14 protein-coding genes are annotated in these 15,052 nt (G+C 57.9%); 5 read left to right on the top strand and 9 right to left on the bottom strand.

Going from position 1 to position 15,052, the window contains the following annotated elements; translation table 11 throughout:
- Positions 1-59 precede the first annotated feature (59 nt).
- From arsS to F8C90_RS01650, 3 genes are all read right to left on the bottom strand, one after another.
- Entirely contained in the window at positions 60-2,105 is a 2,046-nt protein-coding gene (arsS, locus tag F8C90_RS01660; protein WP_158048709.1) for an arsenosugar biosynthesis radical SAM (seleno)protein ArsS, read from the bottom strand.
- A 237-nt stretch (positions 2,106-2,342) separates the two neighbouring features.
- Positions 2,343-3,431, bottom strand: a complete 1,089-nt coding sequence (locus tag F8C90_RS01655; RefSeq protein WP_158048708.1) for a GTP-binding protein — start codon at positions 3,429-3,431, stop codon at positions 2,343-2,345.
- A gap of 75 nt (positions 3,432-3,506) precedes the next feature.
- Positions 3,507-4,610 (bottom strand): methyltransferase domain-containing protein, encoded by a 1,104-nt coding sequence (locus tag F8C90_RS01650; protein ID WP_158048707.1) that lies wholly within the window; start codon positions 4,608-4,610, stop codon positions 3,507-3,509.
- Positions 4,611-4,799: 189 nt separating this feature from the next.
- Between F8C90_RS01650 and F8C90_RS01645 the strand changes: the two genes are divergently transcribed.
- Entirely contained in the window at positions 4,800-5,603 is an 804-nt protein-coding gene (locus F8C90_RS01645; RefSeq protein WP_158048706.1) for a protein-ADP-ribose hydrolase, read from the top strand.
- A 301-nt stretch (positions 5,604-5,904) separates the two neighbouring features.
- Here the strand turns inward: F8C90_RS01645 and F8C90_RS01640 are convergent, their stop codons facing one another.
- Together F8C90_RS01640 and F8C90_RS11370 are read right to left on the bottom strand one after the other, a co-directional pair.
- Complete coding sequence (locus tag F8C90_RS01640; RefSeq protein ID WP_158048705.1) at positions 5,905-6,231, bottom strand: type II toxin-antitoxin system PemK/MazF family toxin; 327 nt, start codon at positions 6,229-6,231, stop codon at positions 5,905-5,907.
- Positions 6,232-6,233: 2 nt separating this feature from the next.
- A complete protein-coding gene (locus F8C90_RS11370; protein WP_417062703.1) occupies positions 6,234-6,533 on the bottom strand; it encodes an AbrB/MazE/SpoVT family DNA-binding domain-containing protein in 300 nt (99 codons plus the stop codon).
- Between the two features lie 434 nt (positions 6,534-6,967).
- Here F8C90_RS11370 and F8C90_RS01635 point away from each other — a divergent pair, with 434 nt between their 5' ends.
- The 3 genes from F8C90_RS01635 to F8C90_RS01625 all read left to right on the top strand — a co-directional run bounded on the left by F8C90_RS01635 (position 6,968) and on the right by F8C90_RS01625 (position 9,340).
- Positions 6,968-7,219: a hypothetical protein gene (locus tag F8C90_RS01635; RefSeq protein WP_158048704.1), complete on the top strand. Its 252-nt coding sequence runs from the start codon at positions 6,968-6,970 to the stop codon at positions 7,217-7,219.
- Positions 7,220-7,221: 2 nt separating this feature from the next.
- Positions 7,222-8,940, top strand: coding sequence for a tetratricopeptide repeat protein (locus F8C90_RS01630; protein ID WP_158048703.1), 1,719 nt, complete (start codon positions 7,222-7,224; stop codon positions 8,938-8,940).
- A 175-nt stretch (positions 8,941-9,115) separates the two neighbouring features.
- Complete coding sequence (locus tag F8C90_RS01625; RefSeq protein ID WP_281350314.1) at positions 9,116-9,340, top strand: macro domain-containing protein; 225 nt, start codon at positions 9,116-9,118, stop codon at positions 9,338-9,340.
- Positions 9,341-9,721: 381 nt separating this feature from the next.
- On the opposite strand, the gene F8C90_RS01620 is transcribed toward F8C90_RS01625, so the two are convergent.
- Genes F8C90_RS01620 through F8C90_RS01605 form a run of 4 tightly spaced genes read right to left on the bottom strand, consistent with a single transcriptional unit; the run spans position 9,722 to position 12,820 of the window.
- The gene (locus tag F8C90_RS01620) at positions 9,722-10,489 is read right to left on the bottom strand and encodes an energy-coupling factor transporter transmembrane component T family protein (protein WP_158048701.1); all 768 of its coding nucleotides are present in this window, start codon (positions 10,487-10,489) and stop codon (positions 9,722-9,724) included.
- Positions 10,486-11,334 (bottom strand): energy-coupling factor ABC transporter ATP-binding protein, encoded by an 849-nt coding sequence (locus F8C90_RS01615; RefSeq protein WP_158048700.1) that lies wholly within the window; start codon positions 11,332-11,334, stop codon positions 10,486-10,488. The genes F8C90_RS01620 and F8C90_RS01615 overlap by 4 nt, the downstream gene beginning before the upstream one ends.
- Positions 11,331-12,188, bottom strand: coding sequence for an energy-coupling factor ABC transporter ATP-binding protein (locus tag F8C90_RS01610; RefSeq protein ID WP_158048699.1), 858 nt, complete (start codon positions 12,186-12,188; stop codon positions 11,331-11,333). The genes F8C90_RS01615 and F8C90_RS01610 overlap by 4 nt, the downstream gene beginning before the upstream one ends.
- A gap of 44 nt (positions 12,189-12,232) precedes the next feature.
- On the bottom strand, positions 12,233-12,820 hold the full coding sequence (locus F8C90_RS01605) for a tryptophan transporter (protein ID WP_158048698.1): 588 nt from the start codon (positions 12,818-12,820) through the stop codon (positions 12,233-12,235).
- A 916-nt stretch (positions 12,821-13,736) separates the two neighbouring features.
- On the opposite strand from F8C90_RS01605, the gene F8C90_RS01600 reads away from it, so the two are divergent.
- The gene (locus tag F8C90_RS01600) at positions 13,737-15,005 is read left to right on the top strand and encodes a polysaccharide deacetylase family protein (protein ID WP_170264489.1); all 1,269 of its coding nucleotides are present in this window, start codon (positions 13,737-13,739) and stop codon (positions 15,003-15,005) included.
- Positions 15,006-15,052 lie beyond the last annotated feature (47 nt).

The following is a 15,052-nucleotide window of genomic DNA, read 5'->3' as shown; positions in this document are numbered from 1 at the left end:
CGACGATCCCGCCCGCGCAAGCCGAAGCGCCCGCCCGCCTGCGCGATTCGGCACCCCCGCTAGATCAGCGAGCCGCCGCAGCTTGAACCGGCGCCGGCAGCACAGCTGTAGCACACCGGGCTCGTGCGAACCTCGCGCGGAGGAAGCGGCGCATCCACGATGTCGGCGATCGTCGCGTCGCGCCCGTCGAGCTGGATAGGCATCTCGAGCACATGGTTGCACTCGCAGTCGTACAGGCGCCCGTCGACATCGACGTTCACCTGGTCGCGGCACATGATCTTGCCCACGGCGAACGCGTTGAAATTATCGTGGAGCAGCTTCAGGTAATCATCGGTGAGCCCCGCGTCCGCCAAATCCATCGCGAAACGGCCGAGCGGGAAGTTGTTGAAGGCATACAGCTCGTTGAAGTCGATGCCCTGCTGCTCGGTCAGCTTCACGCGATAGGCATCTGCCAGAAGCTCTTGCGGCGGCGGCAGGAACGGGCCCGCCACGTTGTAGACGATCTCGAGCTCGGGACCGCCCTCGCGCCCATACCCTCGCTCGTTGAGCTTGCGGATGTTCGCGACGGCGCGCTTGAAGACGCCGCGTCCGCGCTGGTTGTCGGCGTTTTCGGCGTCGAAATACGGAAGCGACACGCACACATCGGCCCCCACCTCGGCAAACACGTCAAGGAAATGCTCGTATTCCGGCTTCTCCTCAAGCGTCAGGTTCGTGCGAACGATCACCTTCTCGGCGATCTTGGCGCCTTCGCGCAAGAACCACTCGCAGTCGGGATGCAGCTCAGGCGAGCCGCCCGTCACGTCGAGCGTCTTGTAACCGCCTGACTTGAATGCAGTGAGGATCTGCTCCATCGTCTCGCGTGACATAACCTCGTTGTTTTTCGGACCGCACTCCAGGTAGCAATGGCGACACGCAAGATTGCACGCATAGGTGATGTTCACCTGCATCGTCGCAGGTCGCTCGTTCGCCTGCAGGATTTCGGGCAAGTTCACGCGATCGTAGAACGAGGGGATGCCGCAGCGCTCGCACGCCTCGTTCAAATAGTCGAGGTCGGCCTTGTGTTTGCCACGACGCATCTCGAGCGCCTGCTGGGCGCGGGCAAGGTCGAACCTGCCGCGATGCGCACCGCGGGGCGTCACCTCGAAGTACTTCCCGTAGCGCGACTGCTCGAGCATGGCCGCCAGATTTCCGCTCACGGCGTACTCGCGCCCCTTGATAAGGCGCAGCTCCTCGGTCAGGTCGAAGTAGCGCGGCATCTCGGGCATCCCGCCCAGGTAGCGCGCGACCTGGCCGTAGTTCTCCTCGGCGTCTTCCAATCCCTCCGCCTTGATGGCGCGCACCGTGCGCGAAGTGAACGACGTGAACCCGAGTTTCGTCTCGAGCGCCAGGTCGGAAACGTGAATGTCCTCCACCGCCGTGCACACGTAGCTTTTCCAGCCATGCTTGGCCAGCATGCGGCGGAAGTCGTCGATGTACATCGCACCGCCCAAGCACTCGCCGCGAAGCACCGGGTCGGCGCGCAGCTCGTCGGACATGCGGCGGTCGCAGAACACGTCGGAGAAGTACAGCTCGCCACCGGGCTTCAGCCCGCGGTAGATTTCGGAGAACACCTGATCTTTAAACGGCGTCAGGTTGATCACGCAGTTGGAAACCACCAGGTCAACCGTGCCATCTTCGATGCCGAGCTCTTCCAAGTCCTCGATGAAGCCCGCCTTGAATTCCACATTGGAATGTTCGAACCCGAACTTTTCCGCCTGCTCGTCTTGATACTTCTGCGCAACGGCAAGCTGCTCGGGAGTCATGTCGACGCCGATGACGCGCCCGGTCGGCCCCACAAGCTTCGAGAGCACGTACACGTCGCGCCCCGTGCCGCAACCCAAATCGACCACCGTCGCACCGGTAAGCGCCGGCGGAATCGGAGAGCCGCACCCATAGAAGCGCTCGACGATCTCGTCGGCGATGTCGGGCATCACGTCGAGCACGTACTTCGGCGGACGCTCAGTCGCGCAGCAGCATGCGTTGGTCTTCAAGTCGTCGGAGCTGCCCAACGTCTTGCCGTAATACTCGCGCACCTGAGCGCGAATGTCGTTCTTCTCGTCTGTCATATAAATCCTCCGCTTTGCGCTACCGCATGAGAGCCGGGTAGCGCCCAGTCGCTCGGCATCCTTCCCAAGCAACCGATTAATCTCCTCTTTAAGGTGGTAACCATTCCCAAGCGAAGGCCGCGGCGGCGTTCACAAAGCGGGTTCCGCACGAGCCGAACAGCCCAGTGGGCTGTTCGCGCGAGCAGGACTGTTTGAGCGACTGAACGTTGCCAGCGCTTCCGCGCAACCTGGGATGGATTATCTTCCCTCGTCCGCCATGCCGAAGCATTCAGTGAAGAACACCTGGCAGTCAAGGTCGTACTTGTCGCACACCTCGTCGAGCGCGTCGTCCATGAGGCGAGCAAGCGGACGCGACTCACAGACGGCGCGGGCGTTGATGATCATGCGCATGTTCTTGTGGTCGCGCAGGAATTCCTGGGCGTATTCGGTGTCGTAGTCCACACCGATAAGCGACGCCTTGTTGAAGTCGCCATTGCCCGAGGTCGCGAAGGTCTTCAGGTGCGGCACGTTCCGCTTGCGCTCGATAAGCCCCATGCGGATGCCCTCGATCAAGTCGTCGACCACCGCGTTGCAATCGATCTTGGAGCCGTCTTTCGTCTTCAGGTACAGACGGCGGTTGTACCAGGTGAGCTTCGCCTCCGCGTCGGCGAACTCCTGGTTGTTGCGCACCGAGAAGTTCTTGAGCGCCGTCTCGTGCGTCGTGAGGTACTCGGCCAACTCGGGAATGCCGGTCTTGTCCTTGGCCGAAATCTTCATCGCGGGAATGTCGGGGCATGCCTCGTGCAAAAAGCCCATGTAGCGATCGATCGTGGACTCGTCGAGCAGGTCGATCTTGTTGAGCACGATGAGGTCGGCTTCTTCAAGCTGCAGTTTCAACAGGTAAACCAGCTCTTCAGGCAGGTTGATGTCGGCATGCTCGGGCATAATCATGCGCAGACGCTCGGGGTCGACCATCACCATGAACGGCGAGAGGGTGAACTCGTCGGCGTTGTCGTCATGCAGCGTGTGATACACGTGGTCGAGCGCGCCAACGCCGCAGCCGGGAATGTCGCTCATGACGAACGTGGCGCCTTCCTTGTCGCGCAGGCGGCGAATCTGGTCGACCGTGTTGTCCATCTGGTAGCAGATGCAGTCGTTGCCGATTTCCGCAACCGTGCAGCCCGACGTCTGCGTGAGGCTCGTATCAACGAGGTTTGCACCCAGGTCGTTCGCTATGATGGCAGTCTTGCCGATGTTGCGGTCCATGTATTCCGCAAGCGCGATCATGGTCGTGGTCTTGCCGGCTCCCAAAAAGCCACTCACCACCATAAAGCGGATCTTGTCCACGTGAATGCTCCTTCTATCGTGATTGGGGCCGCGTCTTCCCGCGCGGCCCCCGCAAGTCTTTCTATTCTACCAGCATTAGCAGCAGGACACGCGCACCGGCTGATCGTCTTCGTCGACGACGCCGTCAAAGTCGGGCGCGGCCTTGATGATGTGGTCACCATGGGTATCGCCCGCATGGCGCTCGCGGCTGCCCTCGTAGTCGAACACCGCAGCATAGCGCCCGCCAAATTCGGGAATGACCAGGCTCGTCACGTTATTGCACACGTGGCACCTCTTCCCCACCGGGAACTTGATGTCCTTGTCGAACAGGAAGTAGTCGGGGAAATCGGGCAGGCCGCCCTTGTAGGTGACGAACTCGCCGTAGTCCTCGCACACATCGGAGGAGTAAGGGGTATTCACCAAACGGCAGGTGATCGTCGCAAACGACGTGCCGTCAAACAGCGCGGACTCCTTCTCGGTCACCGGCGTCTTGTTGGTGATCAGATAGCGCGGGTCGTTGAAGCCAAGCTGCTGCGCGATGCGACGGAAATCGTTGATGTACATGGCGCCACCCAAGCGGAGCGCGACGTTGTCGATATTGTCGGAGATTTCCCTCTGCATGCGACGATCGGTGAACACGTCGGTGAAATACCACTCGCCGCCTTCCCTCAGAATGCGTCGCACCTCTGCAATATAGCGTGCCTTATCGGGTGATTCGTTGAACGTGCAGTTCGAGATGACCACGTCGACGCTGCCGTCGGGGATAAAAGAGAGGTCCTCTGGGCAGCCCTTGTGGAATTCTACGTTAGGAGCATCGTAGCCGAACTGCTTCATTTCCTTTTCCAGGTACTTCTCGCCGATGCGCATGCGGACGGCGTTCGGCTCGATGCCGATGACCTTGCCCGCAGGCCCCACGAGCTGCGCCGCAAGATAAGTATCGCGACCCGAGCCGCAGCACAGATCGACCACCGTGCAACCTTCCAAAAGCGGCGGCAGGGGCACGCCGAACTCCCGCGACGTGTTCTGAATCTCACCCGCAATGTTGAACATGCGCTCTCGCGCCTGCCCCGGAATGGTTCCGTCCGCATCTCGTGTGCGGGCGGTCGCCTGCGGATCGCGCGGCTCGGCAGCGGCGATGGCATCGTAGTATGCCTGATAATTGCCGTCTTCAACTTTGCGGTAGTACGCCTGGTAGTCCATGCGACCTCCTCGATCTCAATCCTTCGAACCAGGAGAGATACCTGCTTCGATTTAATACTAGATGCAGTCTAGCACTTCTCATGGAAGCTGTGTCCGCTCAAACGCTTTCGAGCGGCGAGGAGAAGGCGAATCGGCCCCCTTCGCGCCGCTTATGATAGGATTCCCGCAAACGACGATAAGGAGCCCGCCATGCCCACCATCGAAGAAGACCTTCGCTTCCTCATCACCGAGCTGCAAGAAGAGCGCACAAACACCGGCGACGAGCTCGCGACCTGTCCCATTCCCGGAACATTCGGCGAGGCATGGGACCTTTTCCGCGCGCTGTGCAACACGCGCCTGCCCGAGCACGTAAGCGGCGAGTTCCTCGCCAAGCAGGACAAGCTGCTGCACGCGATCATCGACGAGGAAGGCATCACCTACGCGGGGCTCATCCCCCCGTGCGAGAGCGATCCGCGCTTCGCCGTGTGGCGCGGGGACATCACCACGCTGGCGGCAGACGCCATCGTGAACGCCGCGAATTCCCAGCTCTTGGGATGCTGGGTGCCCGGCCATTACTGCATTGACAACGCCATCCATACGTTTGCGGGCGTGCAGTTACGCATCGAATGCGCGGCGATCATGAAGGCGCAGGGTCATGAGGAGCCTACCGGCCAGGCGAAAGTCACTTCGGCGTACAACCTGCCGTCGAGCCTGGTCATCCACACCGTTGGGCCGATCGTGGAAAACGGGAAGCCCACCGAGCAGCACAAACGGCTCCTTGCCGCAAGCTATCGGAACTGCCTCGACGCGGCGGCGGAACGACGCTGCAAGTCAATCGCCTTCTGCTGCATCTCCACCGGCGCGTTCGGGTTCCCACAAGAAGAAGCCGCCCGCATTGCCGTCGACACGGTGCGGGCCTGGCTCGACGCCAACCCCAAAGCCGACATGCACGTCATTTTCGACGTTTACACCGAGCAAGACGAGCAGACCTACCGCGCGATTCTCGGCGAATAGAGGCAAACCTGTAGTTGGTGGTCAACAGAACGAATTATGCGCGCATGAATTCGGACTGGATGAAAGCGTGACTTTTGCCGACCTGGGGAAACGCCGATTCGGGCCGCGCGAGGTTGGGTTGGCGGCGCTGGAACGGCTCTATTCCGACAATCCGACAGCGCACAACTCGCTCAGTTGTCCACCAAGTAGGTGTCTTGCTCCCGCCGGGGCCCAAGCGGCCGCCGGTTGCGGAGGGTTTCCTCGTTTCGGCGACCCGCCAACCGCCCAAAACACTATTCATTAGCGCCGTGAGCCGTCTGGCTTAAATGCCGAACACCGCGCCAGCCAGCGACAGCAGAGCGTTCATTTGCTGCTCCTCGGCGTATCCGACATGCTTGCATTTCCTTGCGTTCAAATCCACGGCTTTCATTTGTTCCACGCAAGCAAACCCGGAAACATCTTCGCAGTCGATTTTCGAATGCATTGGATACCCGTTGTCCGTTGAGGTAATGGGCGCAACGACCGTCATGGACGAGACCCTGTTGAACGCATCGGCGCTCAGCACAATTGCGGGCCGATATTTTGCCGGTTCGTGACCAACATGTGGCTCGAAGTCAACGTAGAGTACTTCACCCTGTTCGCAAATCATCGCTACCAAATTTCCTTGCCAACGGGTTCGCCCCAAGAGCACTCTTCGCCTCGCGATGCAGGGCCGCGCAAGTCATCAGGAAGAGAATATGCGCCGCTCCAGCCCGAAAAGACGTCCTCGGCGGTAAGCACTTTGTCCCGCGTATATTTACGCTTCATAGGGGCGATTTCTATGGCCGAGTTTTTTGCGTTCGGTTTTATGGACACCCTATCGCCTGCGGCAAGCCCCAGCATGTCGCAAATCTGCTTTGGAATGATAAGGCCTTTGCTATTTCCCCAGGCTCGAATGGTGGCGAAAGTCATAGCGCCTCCCTTCATAAGTTATATTTTCGTATAACTATTGTAGCATATCTCCGCGCTGAAACGAAAACAAAAGCGAGCCCGAAACCGACGCAATCATCAACGTCGCGCGTTAATCGAACATTCCCTAGGACCCTCCCAAACAAGAGCGTTTCTCGCCAAGTTCTCATTGACAAGACCCCCCCCCCCGATATCTTTGACGTAATGAGACCCACGTCGAAAGGAGAGGGAGCTAATGGGTGAATATATGAGCTCGAAAGAGGCTGCGAGTATTTGAAACACGACGCAGGCAAAGGTGACGAAATGGTGCCGCGACGGCAAACTGAAGTGCGGAACAAAGCCTTGTGAACAGGATAAACCTGGTGCGCCATGGCGCATCCGACGAGACGCAATTCCGCCCATCATTATCAAAAACAAGCAATAGAAAGGAATTCGTCATGTACTACTATTCCAGTTCTTTTGAGTTTCTCGGCGTCGTCATTCTTGTGGTAGCCATTGTAGCTCTTGTAGCGTGGATTCTTGCAATTAGCAAGCTCGTTAGCTTCGCCAACGCAAAAGGACACTCCGATGCCGGTACTCTTTGGTTCATTGGGCTATTTGCCTCGCCAATCGTGCTCGGTCTCATCGTATGCGCAATGCCAGATAAACAACCTGGCCTTTCCGAGCCAAACGACCTCCCAACGGTGTAATCATGGCAGAATCAAATTACAAGGTTATCTTCAGAGCAGATGGTCAATCCAATCAGCATCGCATCACTTGGGAAGAAAAATGCCCAATTCAACTATCGGCAGTCCAGATATCACGCGACACGACAACATCGGCGACCTTTCTCCAAGTCAAAGTTAAAAATATATCGAATGACCCCATAGTTTCGATTGCCGCAGCCTTAACTATTGAAGTGCCCGATAAATCAGACGAAGCAATGCCTCTTGAATATCTCGATACGGATATTCCCGCAGGCACCGAGAAGACGCTTAAGCCGCAACGCCTAACTCATGCCAATATTACATCCTGCAATCTGGTGATTAGACGAGTCGATTTTTCCAACAAAACCTGGCATTCGACAACATCGCCAAAACCGCTGCCCCAAAGACAAGCGCTAAGCCTTTCCCCGAAGGCGCGTGCCCAGCGCGCCTACGCTTTGTCGCTTGGCGAAAACGATGAAATCGTCAACGGGGCCGTTCAGAATCATAGTGGATGGTGGGTATGCGCTTGCGGGCAAGCAAACATCAGCAGAACCACTTGCTGCAAGTGCGGAATGGTAAAGGAGCGCCTGCTTGACACGGAAAACGAGCAGGATCTACTCGCCGAATACAATGATCGCGTAGACGATATTTACGAGCAGGCGTGCGATTTGAGCAAAGACGACGCCAGTAAGAAGGAGCTTAAAAAAGCTTCGAAACTATTCACCTCCATCAAAGACGAAAAAGACTCCGCAGAAAAAGCCAAGGGCTGCGATGAGAGAATTCAAAGCATAAGCTCAGCGCAAAGCAGGAAGATTCGGCGTGGCATAATTACCGCGACGACAAGTGTAGTTGCGCTGGGACTCATTATCGTACTTGGCACATTCGTTATAGTCCCGAACGTAAAGTATGCTATAGCAACCAGTTATGCAAATTCGGGCCAATACGAAGATGCAATTGCCGCATTTGAAGAATTAGGCAACTTCAAAGACTCCCCAAAACGAGCCATACAATGCGAGGTGGATGCTTGCGAAATCCAGGTGCGAAACGCTCTTGAATCAGATAACTACGATGAAGCTTGCAAAAGCGCACAAACGCTAACAGGGCTCGACGGCGGCTGGGATAGGCTGGAACCCATAGCGGAAGCAGCTGCCGAATCTTTCATGCAGCAGCAAGATTACGAAAAAGCATCCACCTGGTTTGCGTTCGCACGCGACACAGAGTCTCGCATGGATGCAAGGTATCAATATGTAATGAGACACTTTGATCACGATGATCTAACTACCTACAACTATTTGAAGGAACTTAGCAAGAATAATTATAAAGATTCAAGCGATCTTTACGACCAGCTCTATAAATGGCGATTCGAGTTCGGCATAACGACCAGCAAACAGGCAATAGACCAAAACACCTGGGAGAATAGCGACGGGAATAATAGGACAGGCGTATATGCCTTTGCAAAAGCCACTAGCGGTCCCTTAGGTCACGATGCGAGGATAACGATTATCGTAAAAATAAAAGAGCATGATAAAGAAAGCAAGTACAGTCGAGAGAAGTGGCGGGATATGCCCGAAAGATCGATAACAATTGAGGGCACAGGGGAAGTTTGCTTCGCCGAAAAAGCCATTGGCTCTCTCGGAGGTAGTACAGATTACATAAAAGCAACTTTCTACGACAAGGATACAGGGAAATACTTGGGGGAGAAAGAAATGCAGTGCATTGATTAGGCTAATTCCAAGACAAAGATTTCAACACAATACCCACGCCAAATGAGCTTAGAGGTTATTTGGCGAAACTGGAATATATCCCAAAGCACCACCAAGCATTACCGACGACCACAATTGCACAGATAAAGAGCTAGCTGGACCCCTCCTTGCAGCATGAAGGGGTCCAGCTAGCTGCATCAGCACGCCAATCGCGATGGCAGTGGAGCGGCATTGCAAATCGATCGCCTTCTGCTGCATCTCCACTGGCGTATTCGGGTTCCCGCAAGAAGAAGCCGCCCGCATCGCCGTCGACACGGTGCGGGCCTGGCTCGACGCCAACCCCAAGGCCGACATGCACGTCATTCTCGACGTCTACACCGAGCAAGACGAGCAGACCTACCGCGCGATTCTCGGCGAATAGAGACAAACCCGTAGTTAGCGGTCAACAGAAAGAGTTGCGTGCGCCTGAATTCGGACTGGACGAAAGCGCGGCTTTTATCGACCTGGGGAAATGCTGATTCAAGCCGCGCGAGGTTGGGTTGGCGGCGCTGAAACGGCCCGATTTCGACAATCCAGCAGCGCACAACTCGCTCAGTTGACCACGAAGCAAGCTTCTTGCTCCCGCCGGGGCCCAAGCGGCCACCGGTTGCGGAGGGTTTGCTTTCCCAGAATTCAAGCGACGCCGGTTACGGAGGCCTTCCTCGCTTCGGCGACCCGCCAACCGCCCGCAACACTATTCATTGGCCCTGCGAGCCGTCTGGCTTAACGTTGAACACCGCGCAAACCAGCGACAGTCGAATGTCTACAACAACACTCTGAGCAAAATAGCCACGACGAGTAGTGCGGCGGCGATTCCCATCGCGGCGAAGTCGGTGCCTGAGAAGGGGTACTCCTTGAAGCCGCTTTCGCGTGTGCGCAGGTTGAAGCCGCGCACCTCGGCGGCGATGGCGGCGCTGTTTGTCTTGCGCACCGACGACACCAGAAGCGGCACGCACAGGGGAACCATGAGTCGCACCTTTTTCACGAGGCCGCCGTCGAATTCTACGCCGCGCGCCATCTGCGCCTCCATGATGCCCGCCATGTCGTTCATGAACATGGGGATGAAATGCACCGTCGACATGAAGGTAAAGGCATACTTATACGGCACATGCAACACTTTGACCAGCGCATTCGCCATGTCGGTGAGCTTGGTCACATAGAACACGAGGAACAGCGGCACCGCGCAGGCGACCAGGCGCACCACGATGAGCACGGCGTTTAACACGCTCGCCGTGCCGATATAGCCCCAGGGCAGAGGCGCGAGCACGTCACCTTGCGGCGTAAACAGAAGAGCAATGAGCGCAAGGATGACAGAAAACGCGGCGACTGCTTTTGCCAGGCCGATCGTCTGCGGGACCATCTTGCACTGCACGGCCATGACGGCGTCTAGTGCGATCACCACGGCCAAAAGGATGAAATTACTTGTTGTAAAACAGGAGATGACCAGCAAAAACGCTGCTGCGAGTTTCGCTACCGGATTCATGGTGTGTAAAAAACTCTCGCCCGGCACGTATTCGAGGAATCCCTTCATTTGGCGTCCCCTTTCCCGCGCACGCCGACTTCACCCGCAAGCGCACGCTCCATGCCGTCAAGCGTGTTCGCACATGCGACAGGCGACGTGGGCGAAACCGCGCCTTCCTGCGCAAGCCGCATCGACAGCTCAACAATCTGCGGCGGCAGAAGATGCGCACGGGAAAGCACGTCCGCATCGCGCAGCACATCGAACGTCGCGCCGTCGGCAACCACTTGACCTGCGGTCATGGCAATCACGCGAGTCGCATAGTCGCCGACAACCTCCATGTCGTGGCATACCATGACAACGGTGGTGCCGCGGGCATTCAGGTCGGAGACCACCTCCATCACCTTGGCGCACTCGCGGAAATCGAGGCCCGTCGTGGGCTCGTCGAGCACGACGATAGGCGGCTCGAGCACGATAATCGACGCGAGCGCCAAAAGCTGGCGCGTCCCGCGGTTCAAGAGGAAGGGCTCGGCATCGCCGTCGAACCCAAAGCGTTCGATCATCGCGTCGACCTTTGCCTCGGCTTCGGCGCCCGCACGACCTTGAGCGGCAAAACCGAACAGCAGCTCCTCGCGCACCGTCTTGCAGCAAATCTGCCGATCGGGGTTTTGGAACAGAAAGCCCACCTTCGAGGCGAGCTCGCTCGTCTTCAGCTGCGAGGTCGGTACCCCGTCAATCAGGACCTCGCCCGACGTCGGCTTCAAAAGGCCGTTTATCAGGCGCATCGTGGTGGATTTCCCCGCGCCGTTCGTTCCGACGAAGGCGACGAAATCCCCATCGCTCACCATGAAGCTCACGTCCCGTAAAATGGCAAGCTCACCATCGTATGAGGCGCTCACCTGGCAAAACTCAATCATGCGCAAGCCCCCTTCCCAGAAAGCAGCCCCTCGCACGCGCAAACGGCGCCCTCGACGGTGCACACCGCCGGCCCGCACACCAGCCCGCGGGCGCGCAGCCTGTTGACAAGGCTTGTCGAGCGCGGGCAATTCACGCCGATCTCGAGAAGCTTGTCGGAATGCTCGAGCACTTCGTGGGGAGTGCCGCAGAAGCGAATCTCCCCCTCGTCGACGATGACGAGCGTATCGACGTACTCTGAGAGCAGGGCGATTTTCTGCTCGACCACGATAACGGTTGTCCCATGTTCGACCGAGTAGCGCTTGAGCAGGTCGAACACGGCAACCGACGACGCAGGGTCAAGCTCGGCTGTCGGCTCATCGAGCACAAGTACGCGCGGCTTTAGGGCGAGCACCGACGCGACCGCGACCTTCTGCTTCTGACCGCCGGAAAGCTCAGCGATACTCCGGTCGCGCAATTCGGCGATGCCCATAGCGGCGAGCGCCTCGTCGACCCGCGCGGGGATCTCGGTCTTAGGCACGCCGAAGTTCTCCAAGCCGTAGAGCACCTCGTCTTCGACCACCGACGACACCATCTGAGAGTCGATGTCCTGGCAGACGCTTCCGACCAGGCGGCTTATGTCCGTGAGCGACGCTTCGCACGTATCGACCCCGTCAACGCGAACGCTGCCGTAGAAATCGCCCGGGTAGCAGTGCGGGATGATGCCGTTGATCGCGTAGGTGAGCGTCGACTTCCCGCTGCCCGCAGCGCCCGTGACGCCGACGAACGCGCCGTCGGGGATGGAGAGATCGATTCCCTTGAGGATGGGGTCGGCCCCCTCCCGATAACGAAACGATAACTGTGAGATCTCAATCATGGGATGCCCTTCGCGGTGATAGCCCTTTTAACAGATCGAGCAATCTAGCGCTTCAAGACCGCGCGCAGAACCGGGGTGAGAATCGCGGCGAGCACCGCGTTCATCGTCGCAGTTCCGAGCACCATGACGGCGTACACCCCGAAGACGGCAAGCGGGTCGAGGTGCGCAACGGCGACGCCGACGATCATCGCGAAGGTATAACCCGAGAAAATGGTGGAGATGAAGGTGATGATAATCGGGAAGGCGACGTTTTGGCAGGTCTTGTTGTCGCGCGCCACCTTGGCAAGCACGGTGACGAGAATGCCGCACACAAGCGCGCCGACCATCTCGGACGCGATATTCACCAGCGGCGTCGCGTTCAACATGGGGATTTGGCTCACCACGCCGACAAGCAGGCCGATGACAACCGATTGGTAGATCTTCGGCCGCGTGAGAATGATAGCGAGGCAGTACATGGCGATCATAAAGTTCGGCTTCATACCGGCGAAATTGAGAAAACTCGAAACGGTGAGCTTCAACACGGCGCCCGCCGCGATGAGCACGGCAACCAAGATGAGGTCCCGAACGGACAGGCCGTCTTTCTTCTGGTCGGCGACGATGGTGCGCTTCGCTGCTGCAATGTTCTCGGTCATGATTCCTCATTCCTTTCTTGGCGGTTTTCCGCCTGTCTTCGTCCGTCCCCGGACTTTTCGGTTTGCCGGCTTGGACGCGAATGAGGAATCGCCTGGGAATCATCTCGGGTGACAATCTGCCCGCAAAATAAAAAAATCTGTCCTTTGAGATAAAGGACAGATTCGGAATCTGCGGTGCCACCTTTATTGATTTCCCATAGGAAACCCTCTCACGAACATGCCAACACATGTTCTGCCCTTAACGCAGGCTCACGGTCCAGATACTCGGCTGCTTCCCTTGCGAACTTGCAACCTTTCACCTTTCCCTCGGCGATCCATTTACCGCTCAGCATTTCTACGGGACTTCCAGCAACGCCCGCTCTCTGTAAGCGCTTTAACGGCTTGATCTTCGCCTCATCGGTTTCAACGTATTAAGTTGTGAGTCGCACTTTAGCAAAGCGCAGCGACATGTCAAGAATTATTTTTGAATATTTCGGAAATGGAGCGCCGCGCGGCATAACCCTGCGCGAATGCGTATAATCGTTTCCAGGTGCGGAATATTGCGTGTCCATCCGCACTTCAGTTACATAAGGAGCACTTTTACGCCATGACGGATCAATTTAGCCGAGACCACTATCGGGACAGTCGGCAGCCTGGGGAAAATTCATCGAGAAGGCGAGTTGACGCAAACCCGAATCATCGCACCGCTGGGAACAACGCCCGGCACGTCTCTTCGAGCAAGCGCCCCGCTGGCACCCGGCAGCAAACGAGCGCCCATCAGCAGGGTGCCCCCAGACCGCGGAGCGCATCGCAGGCTGGGCGCGAACCCGCGCCGCATCGCACCCCCTCGCAGAATCATCGCCAGCAAATGCGGCAGGGTGCGCCTTCGCGCAATCATGCCAGCTCATCGGCGAATCGTCCCGCTGCTCAAGGGAACGTGCGACCCGCATCGTACAATCGCTCTCGCGCGCAGGCGAACCGAAACAACCCGGCCAACGCCGCCGTCTACAACGATTACTCCCGCTACACCGAGCGTCGCTCGAAGCGCCCCGGTCCTGTTGCCATCGGCGTTATGGCGGTACTCATCATCGCCATCGGCATTGGCGTGTTCTTCGTTTTAAACCCGCCTACCTTCGACATCACCGTCAACGGAGCGAAGCACACCGTTTCCAACGGTACGACCATCGACAAGCTCATCGACGACGGACTTGCCTCCCCGACGGCGGGCAACCTGCTCGCCGTTGACGCGAGCGTCATCACCGAGGGCGGCGGCGACCGCTTTGCCGCGACCATCAACGGGAATGCCACCAACGACGGTTCGAAGAAGGTCAAAAAGGGCGACGCCGTCGATATCCAAAACGGCGCTGATGTCACGGAGGACTACGATTCGTCCACCGAGGAAATTCCCTACGAGCGCGTCGAGGACAATAATTACTGGAACGGCTCACTGCATGTGTACATCGACGGCCAAAACGGTGTGCGCACGACGAAAACCGGCAAGGTTTCCGGCAAGACCGTGACCGAGGACACGACCCCCGCGGTGAACGAGGAGTACAAAATCTACACCGCGAACACCGGCGACGACAAGGTGATCGCACTGACCTTTGACGACGGCCCGTGGAAGGACACGACGGCTGAGATCCTCGACGTCCTGAAGGAGAATGACGCGCACGCGACGTTCTTCACCATTGGCAAGCAAATTGCCGACCACTCTGACGTGGTGAAACGTGCGCATGACGAGGGCCACGAAATCTGCACGCATACGTGGGACCACGCTGCCGGCAGCGGACAGGGTGTGAACTTGACGTACATGACCGCTGACGAGCAGATTCAAGAGGTTCAAAAGGGTTTTCAGGCAATTAAGGACGTCATCGGTGAAGACCCCGTCCGCATCATGCGCGCGCCCGGCGGCAACTTCAAGGGCGATATCGTTTGGACGCTACAGCCCTACATCGATGCCGAGATCGGATGGAACGTCGACACCGAAGACTGGCGGCGCCCGGGAGCGGACACCATCGCGAGCCGCATCATGAAAGCGAAGCCGGGAAGCGTCATCCTCATGCACGACGGCGGCGGCGACCGCTCGCAGACCGTCGAGGCACTGAAGAAAGCCCTTCCCCAGCTGAAGCAGGAAGGCTACCGCTTCGTCACGATAAGCGAGCTCCTGCAATACGACCCGCCCGCGGATTCGAGCGTGAGCAAGTAGCGAGCTGCGGGATAGCAAGCGGCATGGTCTCTGGCTCCCCGAACAAC

This window comes from Ellagibacter isourolithinifaciens (assembly GCF_008831035.1).
Taxonomy (GTDB): domain Bacteria; phylum Actinomycetota; class Coriobacteriia; order Coriobacteriales; family Eggerthellaceae; genus Ellagibacter; species Ellagibacter isourolithinifaciens.
Note: the sequence above shows the minus strand (reverse complement) of the source record. Positions and strands in the feature narration are given on the sequence as shown.